At 66.2% G+C, this 18,717-nt stretch carries 21 protein-coding genes; 13 read left to right on the forward strand and 8 right to left on the reverse strand.

The window, feature by feature from the left end; all coding sequences use genetic code 11:
- Positions 1–21: 21 nt before the first annotated feature.
- The 5 genes from AM586_RS18850 to AM586_RS18870 form a co-directional block, all read right to left on the reverse strand.
- Entirely contained in the window at positions 22–363 is a 342-nt protein-coding gene (locus AM586_RS18850) for a DUF1840 domain-containing protein (RefSeq protein WP_047827001.1), read from the reverse strand.
- Between the two features lie 79 nt (positions 364–442).
- Entirely contained in the window at positions 443–1,996 is a 1,554-nt protein-coding gene (locus AM586_RS18855) for a hypothetical protein (RefSeq protein WP_047827002.1), read from the reverse strand.
- Positions 1,993–2,736, reverse strand: coding sequence for an ABC transporter ATP-binding protein (locus AM586_RS18860; protein WP_047827003.1), 744 nt, complete (start codon positions 2,734–2,736; stop codon positions 1,993–1,995). Before AM586_RS18860 ends, AM586_RS18855 begins: the two co-directional genes overlap by 4 nt.
- Positions 2,733–3,248, reverse strand: coding sequence for a hypothetical protein (locus tag AM586_RS18865; RefSeq protein WP_047827004.1), 516 nt, complete (start codon positions 3,246–3,248; stop codon positions 2,733–2,735). Before AM586_RS18865 ends, AM586_RS18860 begins: the two co-directional genes overlap by 4 nt.
- 65 nt (positions 3,249–3,313) lie before the next feature.
- Positions 3,314–4,843: a YifB family Mg chelatase-like AAA ATPase gene (locus AM586_RS18870; protein WP_047827005.1), complete on the reverse strand. Its 1,530-nt coding sequence runs from the start codon at positions 4,841–4,843 to the stop codon at positions 3,314–3,316.
- A 109-nt stretch (positions 4,844–4,952) separates the two neighbouring features.
- On the opposite strand from AM586_RS18870, the gene AM586_RS18875 reads away from it, so the two are divergent.
- Positions 4,953–5,249, forward strand: coding sequence for a hypothetical protein (locus tag AM586_RS18875; protein WP_047827006.1), 297 nt, complete (start codon positions 4,953–4,955; stop codon positions 5,247–5,249).
- Positions 5,250–5,251: 2 nt separating this feature from the next.
- Here AM586_RS18875 and AM586_RS18880 read toward each other — a convergent pair whose 3' ends face one another.
- Positions 5,252–5,503 (reverse strand): accessory factor UbiK family protein, encoded by a 252-nt coding sequence (locus tag AM586_RS18880; RefSeq protein WP_047827007.1) that lies wholly within the window; start codon positions 5,501–5,503, stop codon positions 5,252–5,254.
- Positions 5,504–5,797: 294 nt separating this feature from the next.
- Here AM586_RS18880 and AM586_RS18885 point away from each other — a divergent pair, with 294 nt between their 5' ends.
- From AM586_RS18885 to gshA, 4 genes are all read left to right on the forward strand, one after another.
- Positions 5,798–6,550 carry a TorF family putative porin gene (locus tag AM586_RS18885; RefSeq protein ID WP_047827008.1) on the forward strand — a complete coding sequence of 251 codons (753 nt, stop codon included), beginning with the start codon at positions 5,798–5,800 and terminating at the stop codon, positions 6,548–6,550.
- 11 nt (positions 6,551–6,561) lie between these two features.
- On the forward strand, positions 6,562–6,900 hold the full coding sequence (locus tag AM586_RS18890; RefSeq protein WP_047827009.1) for a P-II family nitrogen regulator: 339 nt from the start codon (positions 6,562–6,564) through the stop codon (positions 6,898–6,900).
- A 10-nt stretch (positions 6,901–6,910) separates the two neighbouring features.
- On the forward strand, positions 6,911–8,458 hold the full coding sequence (locus AM586_RS18895; protein WP_047827010.1) for an ammonium transporter: 1,548 nt from the start codon (positions 6,911–6,913) through the stop codon (positions 8,456–8,458).
- Positions 8,459–8,589: 131 nt separating this feature from the next.
- On the forward strand, positions 8,590–9,891 hold the full coding sequence (gene gshA, locus AM586_RS18900) for a glutamate--cysteine ligase (RefSeq protein ID WP_047827011.1): 1,302 nt from the start codon (positions 8,590–8,592) through the stop codon (positions 9,889–9,891).
- Here gshA and AM586_RS18905 read toward each other — a convergent pair.
- Positions 9,885–10,586, reverse strand: coding sequence for a class I SAM-dependent methyltransferase (locus AM586_RS18905; protein WP_047827012.1), 702 nt, complete (start codon positions 10,584–10,586; stop codon positions 9,885–9,887). The genes gshA and AM586_RS18905 overlap by 7 nt on opposite strands.
- A gap of 194 nt (positions 10,587–10,780) precedes the next feature.
- Between AM586_RS18905 and gshB the strand changes: the two genes are divergently transcribed.
- The 8 genes from gshB (at position 10,781) to AM586_RS18945 (ending at position 17,929) form a co-directional block, all read left to right on the forward strand.
- Positions 10,781–11,728 (forward strand): glutathione synthase, encoded by a 948-nt coding sequence (gene gshB / locus AM586_RS18910; RefSeq protein WP_047827013.1) that lies wholly within the window; start codon positions 10,781–10,783, stop codon positions 11,726–11,728.
- Positions 11,729–11,758: 30 nt separating this feature from the next.
- Complete coding sequence (locus tag AM586_RS18915) at positions 11,759–12,163, forward strand: PTS sugar transporter subunit IIA (protein ID WP_047827014.1); 405 nt, start codon at positions 11,759–11,761, stop codon at positions 12,161–12,163.
- A 40-nt stretch (positions 12,164–12,203) separates the two neighbouring features.
- Positions 12,204–12,473 (forward strand): HPr family phosphocarrier protein, encoded by a 270-nt coding sequence (locus AM586_RS18920; protein WP_047827015.1) that lies wholly within the window; start codon positions 12,204–12,206, stop codon positions 12,471–12,473.
- A 38-nt stretch (positions 12,474–12,511) separates the two neighbouring features.
- A complete protein-coding gene (gene ptsP / locus AM586_RS18925; protein ID WP_047827016.1) occupies positions 12,512–14,269 on the forward strand; it encodes a phosphoenolpyruvate--protein phosphotransferase in 1,758 nt (585 codons plus the stop codon).
- Positions 14,270–14,281: 12 nt separating this feature from the next.
- The gene (locus AM586_RS18930) at positions 14,282–15,421 is read left to right on the forward strand and encodes a homoserine O-acetyltransferase (protein ID WP_082439402.1); all 1,140 of its coding nucleotides are present in this window, start codon (positions 14,282–14,284) and stop codon (positions 15,419–15,421) included.
- Positions 15,418–16,035, forward strand: a complete 618-nt coding sequence (metW, locus tag AM586_RS18935; RefSeq protein WP_047827018.1) for a methionine biosynthesis protein MetW — start codon at positions 15,418–15,420, stop codon at positions 16,033–16,035. Before AM586_RS18930 ends, metW begins: the two co-directional genes overlap by 4 nt.
- 66 nt (positions 16,036–16,101) lie before the next feature.
- Positions 16,102–17,001, forward strand: a complete 900-nt coding sequence (locus AM586_RS18940; protein ID WP_047827043.1) for a M48 family metallopeptidase — start codon at positions 16,102–16,104, stop codon at positions 16,999–17,001.
- Complete coding sequence (locus AM586_RS18945; RefSeq protein ID WP_047827019.1) at positions 16,985–17,929, forward strand: RluA family pseudouridine synthase; 945 nt, start codon at positions 16,985–16,987, stop codon at positions 17,927–17,929. Before AM586_RS18940 ends, AM586_RS18945 begins: the two co-directional genes overlap by 17 nt.
- Here AM586_RS18945 and AM586_RS18950 read toward each other — a convergent pair.
- Positions 17,917–18,687 (reverse strand): exodeoxyribonuclease III, encoded by a 771-nt coding sequence (locus tag AM586_RS18950; protein ID WP_047827020.1) that lies wholly within the window; start codon positions 18,685–18,687, stop codon positions 17,917–17,919. The two genes, AM586_RS18945 and AM586_RS18950, sit on opposite strands and share 13 nt — an antisense overlap.
- Positions 18,688–18,717 lie beyond the last annotated feature (30 nt).

Consider the following 18,717-nt stretch of genomic DNA (forward strand, 5'->3'; position numbering starts at 1 on the left):
GCGCCGGCGCCTGAAGACGGTTCAGACGCCCCAGAGGACGTCGGTGCCCTGGTTGCGCGCGGCGCGCAGCATTTCCAGCAGCGGATAGGCGCGGGTCGAGAAGCTTACCGCTTCGGCCGGCTCGTGCTCGCCATCTTCGCCGTCGCCGGAATGGGCCTTGACGTCCTGTTCGACTTCGTCCGTCGCCTGGTGCTTGCGGCTTTCTTCGATTTCACGCTCGAGCAGTTGCACCGCCTTGTTGGCTTCTTCGGCGGTGATGACGCCGCGCTCGGGATCCTTGTGCAGCAGATCGAAGATGCGCTGGGCATGGTCCTGCACCATGAGGACGTTGGGATAGGCTTTGGATTTGAAGGTGATTAGCATAGCTGTCTCGTTCGATCATTCGTGACTAAACGATAACACGAGTAGCCGCAAGATGTCGGTGCGCAGCCACACGTTGGGTTCAGGACGGGCGCCGCCGCATCAGCCAGGCCAGCGCCAGCGCCAGCAGGGCCGCCGCCAGCAGGCCGGCCGCCATCAAGGCCGTCGAGCCCGCCGATGCGCCGCTCTCCGCCGCCAGCGATACCAGCAGCCAGCCGAGGCCGCCCCAGCAGAGCGTGTTGATACCCTCCATCACCACACACAGGAAGTTTTCCTTGCCGCGCATCTTGAAATCGCTGCGCTTGACCGGGCGGCCCAGCCAATTGACGATCAGGGCGGCGCTCAGCACGGCCCCCACCACCACGAAGCCGATCAGCAGCCCGGCCAGCGTCGCACGCACGAGTAGCCACAGCAGGGGCAGGGTGACCAGCAGCAGCGGCGGCATCACCGAAGCCGCCAGCTTGGCCAGCTTGACGATGCGGCCGGCCGCGGGCGACGATTGCAGCAGGTCCGGCGCATCCTCGGCGCCGACGATGATCCAGGTCAGCGAGCTGGTCAGCGAACTGCATAGGAGGGCGAGACCGGCGCCAATCGCCGGGCCCGGCGCATCGTTGTTTCGTAAAACCAGGAACAGCATTGGCACCAGGTAGACCAGTTGCAACAGCACCTGGGAGATCAGGTGCGGATCGCGCGCGATCAGCCGCCATTCCTTGACCACCACCGTATCGAACAGGCTGCGCCGGAACTGCAGGCGCACCGCCCCGGCCGGCCTGGCGGCCGCACGGACATTGCTGGCCGCCTGCTGCAGGCCATGCACGAAGAAGCGATGGGTGCGGCCCACCGTCAGCGCGAACGCGGCGATGCCCAGCAGGGCCATGCCCAGCGTCGGCAGCGGGTCGCCGAGCACGGCGCGGCCGGGCAGCCACAGCGGGCTGTCGGGCGCCAGCCAGGGCGATGCCGCCAGGCGGCGCAGCGTGCGTTCGGCGGCGCCGGCATCGGCGCCGTGCGAGAACATGGAGTAGGACTGCGACAGTAGGAACAGCAGGGCGCCCGCCACCGCACCCAGCACCTGGGCCAGCACGCGCGTGCGGCGCGCGCCCAGCAGGCGCACCAGCGCCAGCGTGAGCAGCATGCCGAGACAGCCCATCAGCGTGGCGGTGGTAATGATCGCCACGTACACGCCGACCCAGCGGACATGCCCCAGCGCCACGCCGACGTGGACCAGGGGCCCGAACAGGAACAGGTAGAGCGCCGCGCCGGCCAGGATCACGCCCAGCAGGCGCACCGTGAAGATGCTGCGCGACGACAAGGGCGAGGACAGCAGCAGGTCGAGGTCGCCGCGCTCGAACAAGGCCATTACACTGGCCCTGAGCGCGGACGCGAGCATCAAGGTAGCGATTGCCGCCAGCACCAGTGTCGCCAGGATCGCGAATCTGGGGTCCATGACGCCGCCGGACGGCAGCTTGCGCAGCACGACGAAGGCCAGCACGTGCAGCACCAACCAGGCGCCGATCCAGACGCCGATGCTGGCCCAGCTCATGCGTCGCCGTCCTCCCTTGTTGACGGCCGCGTTATACCAGGCCAGCCGCAGTTCGTGGCCCAGCAGCCAGCGGCTCGAGCCCGGCGCCGCCTTCACGCCTGCTCCGTCAGCTGCAGGAACACGTCTTCCAGGCTGTCGCCATGGGTGCGCTCGCGCAGCTCGGCCAGTGTGCCTTCCGCGATCAGGCGTCCCTGGCGGATGATGCCGATGCGCTGCGCCAGGCGCTCGGCCACCTCGAGGATGTGGGTGGTCAGGATCACGGTGCCGCCCTTCGCGACGTGCGACACCAGCAGGTCCTTGACCTGGCGCGCCGCGGCGGCGTCGAGGCCGGTCAGCGGCTCGTCCAGGATCAGCAGCTCGGGTTCGTGGATCAGGGCGCCCGCCAGGGCCAGCTTCTGCTTCATGCCGCGCGAAAAACCTTCGGTCAGCTCGTGCGCATGTTTCGTCAGGTCCAGCCAGTCGAGCAGGCGGCGTGCACGCGGTTCGGCGTCTTCCGCGGCAATGCCCCACAGGCCGGCGACGAATTCCAGGTACTCGGTCGGCTTGAGCTTGCCGTACAGGAGCGGGTCGTCCGGCAGATAAGCCATCTTCTGCTTGGCCGCGCCGGGATGGGCGGCGAGGTCGATGCCGAGCACCTCGACCTGGCCGGAATCCGGCGCCAGCAGGCCGGTGACCATGCGCAGCGTGGTGGTCTTGCCGGCGCCGTTCGGGCCGAGCAGCGCGTACAGCTCGCCGCGCCTGACGCTCAGGTCGATGCCGTCGACGGCCGGACGGCCGAACGCCTTGCGCAGGGCGCGCAATTGCAGTGCTGGGGTATCGTGGGTGTCGCTGTTCATGGCTTGAAGGAGGTGAGGAACTGCTCGACCTGCTCGGCCGGCATGGCATCGGCCTTGCCGAGCACAATGACCTGGTAGAAGCGCTTGCCGCGCGCTTCGAAATGGCCGACCAGGCGCACCGGCGCGCCCCTGGCGCTGCCGCTGGCCTCGACATCGCGGCTGGCCTTGCCGGGTGTGGCGGCGTCCTTCTGGCTGCTGACGGTGGCGCCGATATTGCGCACCAGCGCTTCCTGCATGGCCGCCAGCGCGGCCTGGGCGCGCGCCTCGTCCGGCGCCTCGGCCGAGCCGACCGCGAAGGTGGTGCCGTCGACGTCGGCCGCCGTCATCGTCATGCTGACCTGCATGCCGTCGAGGTCGATCGTGCGCGTAAAACTGGCAGGTTTGGCCGGGAACATGACCCGGTAGGGCGCGTCCGGACTGGCATAGTCGCGCCAGTTGTATTTGGGGCTGCAGGCGGCGAGCAGGAAGCTGGCCAGCAGGAGGGCAAACGCCGACGGGAGACGGATGTTCATGGAACGATGGTATCAGCGCCCCGCGCCGCCGGCCAGTACAACCGTTGATGTTTTGCAATTAATCTTCAGGCCTCGATGAGCCCGCGCCGGTATTGGATCGCCTCGGCCACGTGCGCCGATTGCACCCGCGTGGAATCCGCCAGGTCGGCGACCGTGCGCGCCACCTTCAGCACCCGGTGATAGGCGCGCGCCGACCAGTGCAGGTGGCGCATCGCGCCGCGCAGCAGCTGCTCGGCGTCGTCGTCGAGTTCGCAATGGCGGTCGATCTCGCGCGTCGACAGGCGCTGGTTGGCCTTGCCCTGGCGCGCCAGCTGGATCGCATGGGCCTGCGCCACGCGTCCGGCGATCGCGCTGCTGGCTTCGCCGTCGGCCTGGGCCGCCATCGATTCCGGCGCCATGCTGGACACCGGCACCTGCAGGTCGATGCGGTCGAGCAGGGGGCCGGAAATCTTGTCTTGGTAGCGCAGCACCGCGTCCTGGCTGCAGCGGCATTTGCCGGACGGGTGGCCCAGCCAGCCGCAGGGGCAGGGATTCATGGCCGCGATCAGTTGAAAACTGGCGGGGAAGTCGGCCTGGCGCGCCGCGCGCGAAATCGTGATGTGGCCGGATTCCAGCGGCTCGCGCAGCACTTCCAGCACGTGGCGGCTGAACTCGGGCAGTTCGTCGAGGAACAGGACCCCATGGTGGGCCAGCGAGATCTCGCCGGGACGCGGCACCCCGCCGCCGCCGACCAGGGCCATGCCCGAGCTGGTATGGTGCGGGCTGCGAAAAGGGCGGCGGCGCCAGCGTTCGATCGAAAAGCGCCCGGCCAGCGACTGGATCGCCGCCGACTCCAGCGCTTCTTCGTCGCTCAGCGGCGGCAGCAGGCCCGGAAAGCGCGAGGCCAGCATGCTCTTGCCGGCGCCGGGCGGGCCGACCAGCAAGACCGAATGCAGCCCGGCCGCCGCGATCTCGAGGGCGCGCTTGACGTGCTGCTGGCCCTTCACATCGGCAAAGTCGGGGTAGCTCGGCGGCGCCAGGGCAGATGGCGGACGGTGGCGCGCCAGCCGCGCCTCATTCGCCTCTTTACCGGCCTGGGCCGCGAAGTGCGCGCACACCTCCAGCAGGGTGCGCGCCGGATGGATGGCGGCATCGCTCACCAGCGCCGCCTCGTCGGCATTCGCCTGCGGCAGCACGAAGGCGCGTCTGGCGCCGTCCGGGCTGCGGTGCATGGCGAAGGTCATCGCCAGCGCGCCACGGATCGGGCGCAATTCTCCCGACAGCGAGAGTTCGCCGGCGAACTCGTAGCGGTCCAGCGCATCGCAGGGAATCTGTTCCGAGGCCGCCAGGATGCCGAGCGCGATCGGCAGGTCGAAGCGGCCCGATTCCTTCGGCAGGTCGGCTGGGGCGAGGTTGATGGTGATGCGCCGGTTCGGCAGTTCGAAGCCGGAATTCTGCAGCGCGGCGCGGACCCGGTCCTTCGATTCGCGCACCTCGGCATCCGCCAGGCCGACGATGGCCATGCCCGGCAGCCCGTTCGCAAGATGCACTTCGACGCTGACGGCGGGCGCGTCCATGCCGGCCAAGGCCCGGCTGCGCAGTACTGCAAGACTCATGGCGATCCTGTCGGAATGAAGACTTGCAGATGGTGAGGGCAGGCCGCCGCGCCATTGTTGAGAGCGGCCAAACGTGCGGCCGGCTCAGACGAGGCTGTATAGTGCCGGGATGCCGAAACTGATCCTGAGCTGCGCCGTGCTGGCGCTGTTGTTCTGCCTGCTGTGCGGGCCGGTGCTGTATGTGGCGCTGCGCTTCCGGCGGCGGGGGGATGTGGCGGCATTGCGGCCGCTGCGCTTCGTCTGGCTGGCGCAGCTGGCGCTGGCCGCGGTCCTCGTCTTCATGGCCGACGATGCCCGGCTGGGCAATCCCGTCGGCGTCATGCTGGGCATCGTCATCGGCGTGAGCCTGGGCGGTGCCGCCGTGTTTGGCCTGTGGCGCCTGGTGCGGCGCCTCGCCTTTCGCTGAGCCTATACCTTCTGTTCCGCCGCCAGCTTCGCTTCCAGTTCCGCCACGCGCCGTTCCAGTGCATCGAGCTTGGCACGGGTCTTGGCCAGCACCTGGGCCTGGATATCGAACTCTTCGCGCGTCACCAGGTCCAGTTTCGAAAAGCCCTGGGTCATCATGGCCTTGACGTTGCGCTCGATGTCCTTGGCCGGCGAATTCTCGATCGCCTGGTTGATCCTGCCCTGCAGGTCGTTGAAGAAGCTATTCATATCCATCTTTCCATAGTGAAGCCGCCGCGCACCTGCAGTGTGCACAGACAGTGCGCACCCTTTTCGTGCACCTGTCGCTGATTTAGTGCGTGCACCCGAACGGCGCACGCCTCGCGGCGTCGTTTGTCATTTTTTTGCATACCCAGAGTAAGGGCGAAGCCGCGAAATACAAGGCTGGCCGCGCCATTCCTGGGGGTGGCACGCATCCTGCTAAAGCAACCATACAACATACAAAACAGGAACGCGAAGTCTGGATTGTAAACCCATCAGGTTCAAAGTTCATTTACAAGGGAGTGTCGTATGAAGCGTCGAAACAGCAAATGGCAGCAGACCGTCATCGTGGCGGCAGGTTTGTGGAGCCTGACTACCGGACTGGCCGGCGCACAGGAGCAGGAGCAGAAACCTGAGCATGAAGTGAGCTACAACGCGGCGCTGACCAGCGACTACCGTTACCGCGGCATATCCCAGAGCCGCCTCGACCCGGCCCTGCAGGGCGGCGCCGACTACGTGCACAACCCGACCGGTTTGTACGTGGGCACCTGGCTGTCCACCATCAAGTGGACCAAGGACCTGGGCGGCAGCGGCGACGTCGAATGGGACATCTACGGCGGCAAGCGCGGCAACCTGAGCGCGGATGTCACCTACGACGTCGGCGGGCTGTACTACTTCTACCCGAATAACGGCCTGCATCCGAACGCCAATACCTTCGAGCTGTACGGCCAGCTCGGCTACGGTCCGGCCTACGTCAAGTACTCGCATTCGCTGACCAATCTGTTCGGCACCGCCGACAGCAAGGGCAGCGGCTACCTCGACGTCGGCGCCAACGTCGACGTCGGCAACGGCTTCGTGCTGAACCTGCACGCGGGGCGCCAGAACGTGCGCCACAACGGTTCGCTTTCCTACACCGACTACAAGCTCGGCGTCACCAAGGACCTGGGCGTCTGCTCGGTGTCGCTGGCGTACGTGAAGGCGAACACCAGCAGCTACCTGAGCCCGTCCGGAGAGAACCTCGGGAAGTCGGCGGCCCTGCTGTCTGTTTCAAAAACTTTCTGAAGAGGCATCGTATGAAAATGATCACCGCCATCATCAAACCTTTCAAGCTCGACGAGGTCCGCGAGGCCCTCTCCGAGATCAATGTCCAGGGTATTACGGTGACCGAAGTGAAAGGTTTCGGCCGCCAGAAAGGTCATACCGAGCTGTACCGTGGCGCCGAGTATGTGGTCGACTTCCTGCCGAAGACCAAGATCGAGGCGGCGGTCGACGACGCCATCGTCGACCAGGTCATCGACACCATCCAAAGCGCAGCCCGCACCGGCAAGATCGGTGACGGCAAAATTTTCGTCTCCAGTCTGGAGCAGGTCATCCGTATCCGTACCGGCGAGACCGGCAACGATGCGCTGTAAGGAGAACCCGATGATTCGCACAATCACAAAACTGATCGCAGGCTTCACCGTCGCCATGGCGCTGGGCAGTTCGCTGCCGGCCATGGCCCAGGATGCCGCCAAGCCCGCCGCCGCGGCCGCCGTCGCCGCCGATGCAGCCTCCGCACCGGCGGCCGCGCCTGCCGCACCGGCAGCCGCTGCAAGCGCTGCAGCCACCCCGGCCGCGGCGGCCGCCGCACCGGCCGCCGCGCCGACCCCGCAGAAGGGCGACACCGCCTGGATGTTCGTCGCCACCCTGCTGGTGATCATGATGACGATCCCGGGCCTGGCCCTGTTCTACGGTGGCCTGGTGCGCTCGAAGAACATGCTGTCGGTGCTGCTGCAGGTCTTCATGATCTTCGCCGTCATCATCGTGCTGTGGTGCATCTACGGCTACTCGCTGGCGTTCACGGAAAACAATGCCTTCATCGGCGGCTTCGACCGTCTCTTCCTGAACGGCATCTGGGATCCGGTCAAGGCCAGCTTCTCGACCGCCGCCACCTTCAGCAAGGGCGTGGTGATTCCCGAGTTCGTCTACGTCGCCTTCCAGGGCACCTTCGCCGCCATCACCTGCGGCCTGATCGTCGGCGCCTTTGCCGAGCGCGTCCGCTTCGCCGCGGTGCTGGCCTTCGTGGCGCTGTGGTTCACCTTCGGCTACCTGCCGATCGCCCACATGGTCTGGTTCTGGACCGGTCCGGACGCGATCACCAGCGCCACCCTGGCGACTGAAACCGCGAAGGGCGGCTGGCTGTGGCAGAAGGGCGCGCTCGACTTCGCGGGCGGCACCGTGGTGCACATCAATGCCGCCGTCGCCGGCCTGGTCGGCGCGATCATGATCGGCAAGCGCATCGGCTACGGCCGCGAACACATGGCGCCGCACTCGCTGACCATGACCATGATCGGCGCTTCGCTGCTGTGGGTGGGCTGGTTCGGCTTCAATGCCGGCTCGGCGCTGGAAGCGGGCGACGTCGCCGCGCTGGCCTTCATCAACACCCTGCTGGCGACCGCCGCGGCCACCGTGTCGTGGGTATTCGGCGAGTGGATCACCAAGGGCAAGCCGTCGATGCTGGGCGGCGCCTCGGGCGCGGTGGCCGGCCTGGTCGCCATCACCCCGGCCTGCGGTTTCGTCGGTCCGATGGGCGGCCTGATCATCGGCCTGCTGGCCGGCGTGGTCTGCCTGTGGGGCGTGAACGGCCTGAAGCGCCTGATCGGCGCCGACGACTCGCTGGACGTGTTCGGCGTGCACGGCGTGGGCGGCATCATGGGCGCGCTGCTGACCGGCGTGTTCGCCGCGCCGCAGCTGGGCGGGCAGGGCATCTTCGACTACACCACCAACAAGATGTCGGCCGATCCGTACTCGATCGCCAGCCAGGTGCTGATCCAGCTCGAAGCCGTCGGCACCACCATCCTGTGGTCGGCCGTGGTCTCGCTGATCGCGTATAAACTGGTCGATATCGTGATCGGGCTGCGCGTGCCGGAAGAGCAGGAACGCGAAGGCCTGGACATCACCAGCCACGGCGAATCGGCTTATCATTCCTGATCGCCGCCTGTGCCGCCAAAAGCGCCCTCCGGGGCGCTTTTTTGCTTTTCGGATAGGATGTCTCTTTAAAAACAGGACAATGCCCCTATATTGCATTTCCCACATCGCTAAGAAGCCCCAAGGACGTCACCATGGTTCCCCACCTTGCCACAGCCCTCAACGGTCCCCTGCTGGACCTGGAAAAGAAGATCCTCGAAGCCACCCCCGCCATCGAGCGCTGGTTCCGCCTCGAGTGGCAGGAGCATACGCCGCCGTTTTATTGCTCGGTGGATTTGCGTAACGCCGGCTACAAGCTGGCGCCGGTGGATACCAACCTGTTCCCTGGCGGCTTCAACAACCTCTCGACCGAGATGCTGCCGCTGACCGTGCAGGCGGCGATGGCGGCGATCGACAAGTATTGCCCGGACGCGCGCAACCTGCTGCTGATTCCGGAATCCCATACGCGCAACCCGTTCTACCTGCAGAACGTGCAGCGCCTGATGCAGATCTTCCGCCAGACCGGCCTGCACGTGCGCCTCGGTTCGCTGTCGCCGGAAGTGACCCAGCCGACCCCGTTGGCCCTGCCCGACGGCAACATGCTGGTGGTCGAGCCCCTGGTGCGCTCGCCCAACGGCCGCCGCGTCGGCCTGGCCGACTTCGACCCCTGCACGATCCTGCTGAACAACGATCTGTCGGCCGGCATCCCGAGCATTCTCGAAAACATCCACGAACAGTCGCTGCTGCCGCCGCTGCACGCCGGTTGGGCGATACGCCGCAAGAGCAACCACTTCAAGGCCTTCGACGAAGTCGCGAAGAAGTTCGGCAAGCTGATCGACATCGACCCCTGGCTGGTGAACCCGCTGCACAACAAGTGCGGCGAGGTGAACTTCCAGGAAGACGTGGGCATGGAGTGCCTGGCCGACAACGTCTCGGCCCTGCTGTCGAAGATCAAGAAGAAGTACAAGGAATACGGGATGAAGGACCAGAAGCCCTTCGTCATCGTCAAGCCGGACGCCGGCACGTACGGCATGGGCATCATGACCGTCAAGGATGCATCCGAGGTCAAGGACCTGAACCGCAAGCAGCGCAACAAGATGTCGGTCATCAAGGATGGCGTCACCGTCACCGACGTGCTGATCCAGGAAGGCGTGCCGACCTTCGAATCGATCAACGACGCGGTGGCCGAGCCGGTCGTGTACATGATCGACCGCTACGTGGTGGGCGGTTTCTACCGCGTCCACGCCGAACGCGGCATCGACCAGAACCTGAATGCGCCGGGCTCGCAGTACGTGCCGCTGGCGTTTTCTCAGCAGCATGCGGTGCCGGACCTGAAGGCCAAGCCGGGCACGGCGGCGCCGAACCGCTTCTACGTCTACGGCGTGGTGGCGCGGCTGGCGTTGCTGGCGGCTTCGCTGGAGATGGAGCGCACGGATCCGGATCCGGAGATCTACTGATCTTTCCGCGCCATGTAGATGAAATGGGAGCGCAATAGCGGCACCAGCGCTCCCAGCACTTCCGGCAGCAGCCAGGGCAGGCGCGACATTGCCCGGCCCAGCGGCGGCGCCAGTATCAGGGTGCGGTAATGCCGCTGCTCGGCCGGCCAGAAGCGCAGCAGTTCGACATCGGTGACCTTGCGCATGCCGGTGTTGCGCCCGCTGCCGTAGCGGGAATCGAAGATCATCGTCCAGCCGCCCGGCTTCAGGACCCGCCACATGTCCGCGGCCAGTGCGCGCCGCGCGTCTTCGTCGGGGAGCGTCGAGAACACGGCGTGGGCGCTGACCAGGTCCATGCTGTTGTCGGGAAAGGGCTCGAGCCGGCCCAGGTGCCAGCGAACGCCGGCCGCCGTGTGCAGGCGCGCGTACTCGAGGCGTTCCGGCTGAAGCTCGGCGCCGGCCAGGCAGGAAGGCGTGGCGCCCCAGTCGATCAGCCGGCGCAGGAAATCGCCGTGGCCGCAGCCGACGTCGAGCACGCGCACGGCCGACAGGTCGCGCCCGACGGTGCGCGCCAGCAGGCTGGACAGCACGCGCGCACGGGCCGCTTCCTGGCGCACGATGTCCGGCCGATGCCAGGCCGGGCGCGCCGATGCGGCGCCGCCTTGCCACTGGCGATACACATCGTTGATGCGTTCCTGCTCGGCCTGGTTGCTCATCGTTTACCTCCTAGGCCGACCATGATCCGCAAGCCCCCTGCGCGCACGCTTGAGAGCCCGCAAATGCAGCCCGAATAAATGCTTTTTTGCCAATAGGAATCGGCCGAGCAGGCGAGGCCGGCGCTTCTGGCCGGCTTTCCGCGAGAATCCGCGTTTCCGGCTAAAATCGATGCATTGTCCCGACTGGAACCAACATGAAAATCGCTTTTCTCGCCGACCCGCTGTCCGGATTCAAGATCTACAAGGACTCGACTTTCGCGATGATGCGGGAGGCGGCGCGCCGCGGCCACCAGATCTACGCCTTCGAACAGCGCCACATGGTGCTGGAGCAGGGCGTGGTGACTGCCGACGTGGTCGAGATCACGCTGACCGGCGATCCGGACGAGTGGTACATCGCGGGCGAGGCCAGCACCGTGCGCCTGTCCGAGTTCGACGCCGTCATCCAGCGCAAGGATCCGCCCTTCGACATGGAATACGTGTACGGCACCTACCTGCTGGAGCTGGCCGAGCGCCAGGGCGCGCGCGTGTTCAACAAGCCTTCGGCAATCCGCGACCACAACGAAAAGCTGACCATCGCCCAGTTCAGCGAGTTCACCTCGCCGACCCTGGTGTCCTCCTCGGCGACGCGCCTGCGCGCCTTCCACGCCGAGCACGACGACGTGATCTTCAAGCCGCTCGACGGCATGGGCGGCGCCGGCATCTTCCGCGTCAAGGACGACGGCCTGAACCTCGGCTCGATCATCGAGACCCTGACCGACAACGGCGCGCGCACCATCATGGCCCAGAAATACATCCCGGCCATCGTCAAGGGCGACAAGCGGGTGCTGGTCATCGACGGCAAGCCGGTGCCCTTCGTACTGGCGCGCATCCCGCAGGGCGGCGAAGTGCGCGGCAACCTGGCGGCCGGCGGCGTCGGCGTGGCCCAGCCGATTTCCGCGCGCGAGCGCGAGATCGCGGAAGCCCTCGGCCCCAAACTGGCCGAGCGTGGCCTGTTGCTGGTAGGATTGGATGTGATCGGCGATTTCCTGACCGAGGTGAATGTCACCAGCCCGACCTGCTTCCAGGAGATCACCGACCAGACCGGCTTCGACGTGCCTGCGATGTTCATCGACGCAGTCGAGCGCCGCGCTTCGAATACTTGACCCGCACATGAGCAGGCGACAGGAAAGGACATGGTAGGCATTCTTCTGATGACCCACGCACCGCTGGGCCAGGCATTCATCGCGGCGGTCGCGCACGTGTTTCGCGGCCCGACCGAGCGCTTCGAGGCGATCGACGTGACCGCGGACCAGGACACGAGCGAGGTCAACCGCCTTGCGACGGAAGCGATCCGGCGCCTGGACGACGGCGACGGCGTGCTGGTCATCACCGACATCAAGGGCGGCACGCCGTCCAACTGCTGCAATTCGCTGCACGATGCCGGCCATGTGGAAATCATCGCCGGCATCAGCCTGCCGATGCTGCTGCGCGCCATCACCTATCGGCGTGACACCCTCGACGTGGTGGTCGAGATGGCCCTGGCCGGCGCCCAGAACGGCGCGGTCCGGGTCGACAACCGGATCCGCGTCGGTACTTGAGTTGATACTTGAGTTTAATGAACGAGACTACAACGAGAACATGATTCAACAGGAACTTGAGATCATCAACAAGCTGGGCCTGCATGCCCGCGCTTCCGCCAAATTCACCCAGCTGGCGGCGAAATACAAGAGCGACGTCTGGCTGACCCGCAACGCGCGCCGCATCAACGCCAAGTCCATCATGGGCGTGATGATGCTGGCCGCCGGCAAGGGCGCCAAGGTGACGCTCGAAGCCGACGGCCCGGACGAACAGGAATGCATCGCGGCCCTCGCGGGCCTCATCAACGACAAGTTCGGCGAAGGCGAGTAATGCCGGACTCCCGAGGCGGCCGGTTCCAAGGACCATCGATGGCATCGTTCACACTGCATGGCATTCCGGTCTCGCGCGGGATCTCGATCGGGCGCGCGCACCTGCTCACGCCGGCCGCGCTCGACGTCAAGCACTACCTGGTGGCGGAAGAGCAGGTCGAGGCCGAGGTCAGGCGCCTGCAGCACGCGATCGCCGAGGTGCACCGCAGCCTGCAGGAGTTGTGGAACGAGCTGCCGAAGGATGCCCCGACCGAGCTGGGCGCCTTCATCGACGTGCACGTGCTGATCCTGTCGGACCCGATGATCTCGGAAGCGCCGCTCGACATCATCCGCAGCCGCCACTACAACGCCGAGTGGGCGCTGGTGACCCAGATCGACGAGCTGTCGGCGCAGTTCGACGAGATCGAGGACGAGTACCTCCGCGAACGCAAGCAGGACATCCAGCAGGTCGCCGAGCGCGTGCTGAAGGTCCTGATGGGCACCGCGCTGGCGGCGCCACCCGTGCGCGTCGCCGGCGAGGACGAGTTCCAGCCGCAGATGATCGTGGTCGCCCACGACATCTCGCCGGCCGACATGCTGGCCTTCCGCGACCGCTCCTTCGTCGGCTTCGTCACCGACGTCGGCGGCCAGAACTCGCACACCGCGATCGTCGCGCGCAGCCTGGACATCCCGGCGGCGGTCGGCATGAGCCAGGCTTCGCGCCTGATCGAGCAGGACGACTGGGTGATCGTCGACGGCGACGCCGGCGTCGTGATCTGCAATCCGAGCGCGCTGGTGATGGACCAGTACCGCGCCCGCCAGGCTTCGTTGATGAAAGCCCGCAAGCGCCTGCTGAAGCTGAAGAAGACCCCGGCGGTCACGAAGGACGGCACCCCGATCACGCTGCTGGCCAATATCGAGCTGCCGGACGATTGCGCGCCGGCGCTGGACGCGGGCGCGGTCGGCGTCGGCCTGTTCCGCTCCGAATTCCTGTTCATGGGCCGCGGCGCGCATGGTGTCCGGATGCCCGGCGAGGACGAGCAGTTCGAGCAGTACCGCAAGGCGGTGCTGGCGATGAAGGGCCGCCCGGTCACGATCCGCACGCTGGACGTCGGCGCCGACAAGCCGCTCGATCCCACCGAGCATACCGCGCTGAACCCGGCCCTGGGCCTGCGCGCGATCCGCTACTGCCTGGCCGAGCCGCAGCTGTTCCTGACCCAGCTGCGCGCGATCCTGCGTGCCTCCGCCTTCGGCAAGGTGCGGATCCTGATCCCGATGCTGGCGCATGCCTTCGAGATCGACCAGTCGCTCGGCATGATCGAGCAGGCCAAGCAGCAGCTGCGCGAACAGAACATCAAGTTCGATGACGGCATCGAGGTCGGCGCCATGATCGAGATCCCGGCCGCCGCGCTGGCGCTGCCGATGTTCGTCAAGCGCATGGATTTCCTGTCGATCGGCACGAACGACCTGATCCAGTACACGCTGGCGATCGACCGCGTCGACTACGAGGTGGCGCACCTGTACAATCCGCTCCACCCGGCGGTGCTGAACCTGATCGCGATGACGATCGACGCCGGCCGCAAGGCGGGCATCGACGTCGCCGTGTGCGGCGAGATGGCGGGCGACACCAAGCTGACCCGCCTGCTGCTGGGCATGGGCCTGCGCGAATTCTCGATGCATCCGGCCCAGCTGCTGGCGGTCAAGCAGGAAATCCTGAACAGCGACCTGGCCACCCTGACGCCGCGCACCCGCCGTATCCTGCGCGCGATGGAACCGGCGGCAATCGCCGAAGCCGTCGAGCAGCTGCAAACCCTGTAAAACAAGAAGCTCATGGGATCGATTGGAATAGTCTCACCGCAGGCGATGCATTTCGCCGAGCCGCTGCGCCTGCAAAGCGGCGCCACCATCGGCGACTACACGCTGATGTATGAAACCTATGGCACCCTGAACGCCGACAAGTCGAACGCGGTGCTGATCTGCCACGCGCTGAACGCCTCGCACCACGTCGCCGGCCATTACGAAGGCGAAGCCAAGAGCGCCGGCTGGTGGGACAACATGGTCGGTCCCGGCAAGCCGGTCGACACCGACCGCTTCTTCGTCATCGGCGTCAACAATCTCGGCTCCTGCTTCGGCTCGACCGGGCCGATGCACACGAATCCCGCCACCGGCAAGCCCTACGGCGCGGCCTTTCCCGTGGTGACGGTGGAAGACTGGGTTGCGGCCCAGGCGCGCCTGGCCGACCGTCTCGGCATCGAACAGTTCGCCGCCGTGATGGGCGGCTCGCTGGGCGGCATGCAGGCGCTGGCCTGGAGCATCATGTTCCCCGAGCGCCTGCGCCACTGCATCGTGATCGCCTCGACGCCGAAACTCTCGGCCCAGAACATCGCCTTCAACGACGTCGCGCGGCAGGCCATCCTGACCGACCCGGACTACCGCGGCGGCGACTTCTACGAGCACGGCGTGGTGCCGAAGAACGGCCTGAAAGTGGCGCGCATGGTCGGCCACATCACCTACCTGTCGGATGACGACATGGCGGAGAAGTTCGGCCGCAAGCTGCGCAACGCGGCCGAGAGCGACGACTACAAATTCGGCTTCGGCGTCGACTTCGAGATCGAGTCCTACCTGCGCTACCAGGGCGACAAGTTCTCGGAATACTTCGACGCCAATACCTACCTGCTCATCACCAAGGCGCTCGATTACTTCGATCCGGCGCGCGAGCATGGCGGCAGCCTGCCCAAGGCGCTGGAGAATACCCGGGCCCAGTACCTGATCGCCTCGTTCACCACCGACTGGCGCTTCGCGCCCGAGCGCAGCCGCGAGATCGTCGAGGCGCTGCTGGCCAACCGCCGCAAGGTCACCTATGCCGAGATCGACGCCCCGCACGGGCACGACGCCTTCCTGCTGGAGGACCCGAAGTACATGAATATCGTGCGCGCCTACTACGAGCGCATCTGGAAGGAGGCCGCATGAAGTTCGAAGACCTGAGCACGCTGCGCCCCGACCTGGCCTTCATCGCCCACTGGGTGCGGGAAGGCTCGCACGTGCTGGACGTGGGTTGCGGCGACGGCGCCATGCTGCGCTACCTGGAACGCAGCCGCGGCTGCACCGGCTATGGCGTCGAGATCGCCGACGACAAGGTGCTGGAAAGCACACAGCGCGGCATCAGCGTGATCCAGCACGATATGGAGCAGGGCCTGGACCTGTTCGGCGACAACGCCTTCGACGTGGTGCTGTGCCTGTCCTCGCTGCAGATGATGCAGCACGTGGAGGCGCGCCTGCGCGACATCGTGCGGGTCGGCCGCGAAGCCATCGTGTCCTTCCCCAACTTCGCCTACTGGCCGCACCGCATGTCGCTGATCCGGGGCCGCATGCCGGTCTCGCGTTCGCTGCCCTACCAATGGTTCGACACGCCCAACGTGCGCTACGCGACGATCCACGACTTCAAGGATCTGGCCGAGAAATGCGGCCTCGAAGTGCTGGATTACGTGGCGCTGGCCGAGGGCCGGGTGGTGTCCTTCCTGCCGAACCTGCGCGGCAGCCTGGCGGTGTTTCGCCTGCGCAAGAAAGATATGGTCGTCACTTAACGGTGCGCTTCTGTATGCTTGGGTATGATGCGCCGTATTGACAGCCATTGTGCAATGGAGACGACCATGAAAAAGTTGAAGCAGGCAGTGGCCGTACTGGCCTTGTGCGGCATTGTGCAGGTTGCGCCGGCGCAGGACCGTGGACAGCGCGGCCAGGTGGTGCAGGACGGGATCGCCGTCAAGCCGCTGAAAGGCGGCGCCCTGCGCGACCTGCTGGCGCCGGAAGGTGCGATGGACCAGCAGGCCGCCCAGCAATACACGGCGCTGATGAGCAAGGCGCAGGAGCAGGGGGCGCTGGTGCCGGCCGGCGATCCGCAGGTCAAGCGCCTGCGCGCCATCGCCGAGCGCATCATCCCGCATACCACCCGCTGGAACCAGGATGCCCAGCAGTGGAAATGGCAGGTCAACCTGCTGAAATCGGACCAGGTGAACGCCTTCTGCATGCCGGGCGGCCGCATCGCCTTCTTTACCGGCATCATCGACAAGCTCAAGCTCACGGACGACGAGATCGCCGCCGTGATGGGACACGAGATCGCCCACGCCCTGCGCGAGCACGGGCGCGACCGCCAGGCCAAGGCGACCACCACGGGCCTGGCCTCGTCCGCGCTCGGCGCCCTGTTTTCAGCCTGGTCGGGCTACGACGTGCGCGGCCTGGCCAACACGGCGGGCCAGCTGTACGTGCTGAAGTTCTCGCGCGACGAAGAGCGCGAAGCCGACCTGGTCGGCCTGGATATCGCGGCCCGCGCCGGCTACGATCCGCGCGCCGGCATCGCCCTGTGGAACAAGATGGCGGCCCTGAACCAGAGCGGCGCGCCGATCGACCTGCTGTCCACCCACCCGGGCGGCGCCAACCGCATCCAGCAGATCCAGGACCACATGAACGTGCTGCTGCCCCTGTACGCGCGCACCAAAGGCACCTCGGTGGACCGCCTGCCGCCGTATCGCAGTAATGTCGCGCTTCGTTAGGAAAGGCCACCAGGCCGAAGCCAATGCCCATGTGCCGCTGCCGGTGCGCGACGGCGTCGCGCCCAGCTATCTGTGGATCACGGAAACCCGGCCGGGCGGCATGCTGGCCTTTCTCGAAGAGCGTTTCCCGGACGTCGGCGGCCCGCCCTGGAGCGAGCGGCTGGCGCGCGGCGACGTGGTCGACGCCAAAGGCGAGCGCATGCAGGCCGGCAGCCCCGTGCGCCAGGGCATGCGCATCTGGTACTACCGGGAGCTGGAAGAAGAAACGCCGATTCCCTTCGAGGAGCGGATCCTGTTCCGGGACGAGCACCTGCTGGTGGTCGACAAGCCGCACTTCCTGCCGATGATCCCGACCGGGCGCTTCCTGCGCGAGACGCTGCTGGTGCGCCTGAAGCGCAGGCTCGAATTGCCGCACCTGACGCCGATCCACCGCCTCGACCGCGAGACGGCCGGCGTGGTGATCTTCTCGCACAACATCAAAACCCGCGGCACCTACCAGTCGATGTTCCAGAAGCGGGTTATAACCAAGACCTACGAGGCGCTGGCGCCGCTGCTGTCCGGCCGGGATTTTCCGTTCACCTACCGCAGCCGGATGGTCGACGGCGAAAAGTTCTTCGTCATGAAGGAAGAGCAGGGCGAGCCGAATTCGGAAACCCTGGTCGAGCTGATCGAGCGCCGCGGCGGCCTGGCGCGCTACCGCCTGCATCCGCACACCGGCCGCAAGCACCAGCTGCGCCTGCACATGGCCTCGCTGGGCGCGCCGATCCTGAACGATGCCTTTTATCCGGTGGCGCTGCCCTGCAAGGGCGACGATTTCTCGGCGCCGCTGCAGCTGCTGGCGCGCCGGATCGCCTTCGACGATCCGCTCACCGGCGAAGCGCGCAGCTTCGCCAGCGAGCGCGAGCTGGACTGGCCTTACAGTGCGTAGTCGATGATCAGGGGCGCGTGGTCCGAGAAGCGCTCGTCCTTGTAGATCGAGACGGCATGCGCCCTGGCGGCGATGCCCGGGGTGGCGACGTGGTAGTCGATGCGCCAGCCCACGTTCTTCGCATAGGCCTGGCCGCGGTTGCTCCACCAGGTGTAATCGGCGGCTTCCGGCGCCACCGCGCGGTGCACGTCCACCAGGCCCAGTTCGTCGAACAGACGGGTCATCCACGCGCGCTCCTCCGGCAGGAAGCCGGAGTTCTTCTGGTTGCTTTTCCAGTTCTTGAGGTCGATTTCCTTGTGCGCGATGTTCCAGTCGCCGCAGATGACGACTTCACGTCCCTCGGCCTTCAGTTCCTGCAGGTGCGGCAGGAACACGTCCATGAAGCGGAACTTGGCTTCCTGGCGCTCCGGCGAGGACGAGCCGGAAGGGCAGTAGACCGAGATCACGGTCAGGGCGCCGACGTCGCAGCGGGTGTAGCGGCCTTCATTGTCGAACTCGACGCAGCCGAAGCCGGTCCGGACCGCGTCCGGCTTGCTGCGGCTGTACACGCCGGTGCCGGAGTAGCCCTTCTTTTCGGCGTAGTGAAAATGGCCGTGGTAGCCGTGCGGCGCGAGGAACTCCTCGGTCATGTCGGCCTGCTGGGCTTTCAGCTCCTGCACGCAGATGAAGTCGGCGTTCTGGGTCGCCAGCCAGTTGAAGAAGCCTTTTTTGTGGGCGGAGCGGATACCGTTCAGGTTCGCGGAGATAATTCTTGGCATGGATGAAAGGAAGGGGCAGGACGAATTTCG

It is taken from the genome of Massilia sp. WG5 (assembly GCF_001412595.2).
GTDB lineage: Bacteria > Pseudomonadota > Gammaproteobacteria > Burkholderiales > Burkholderiaceae_D > Telluria.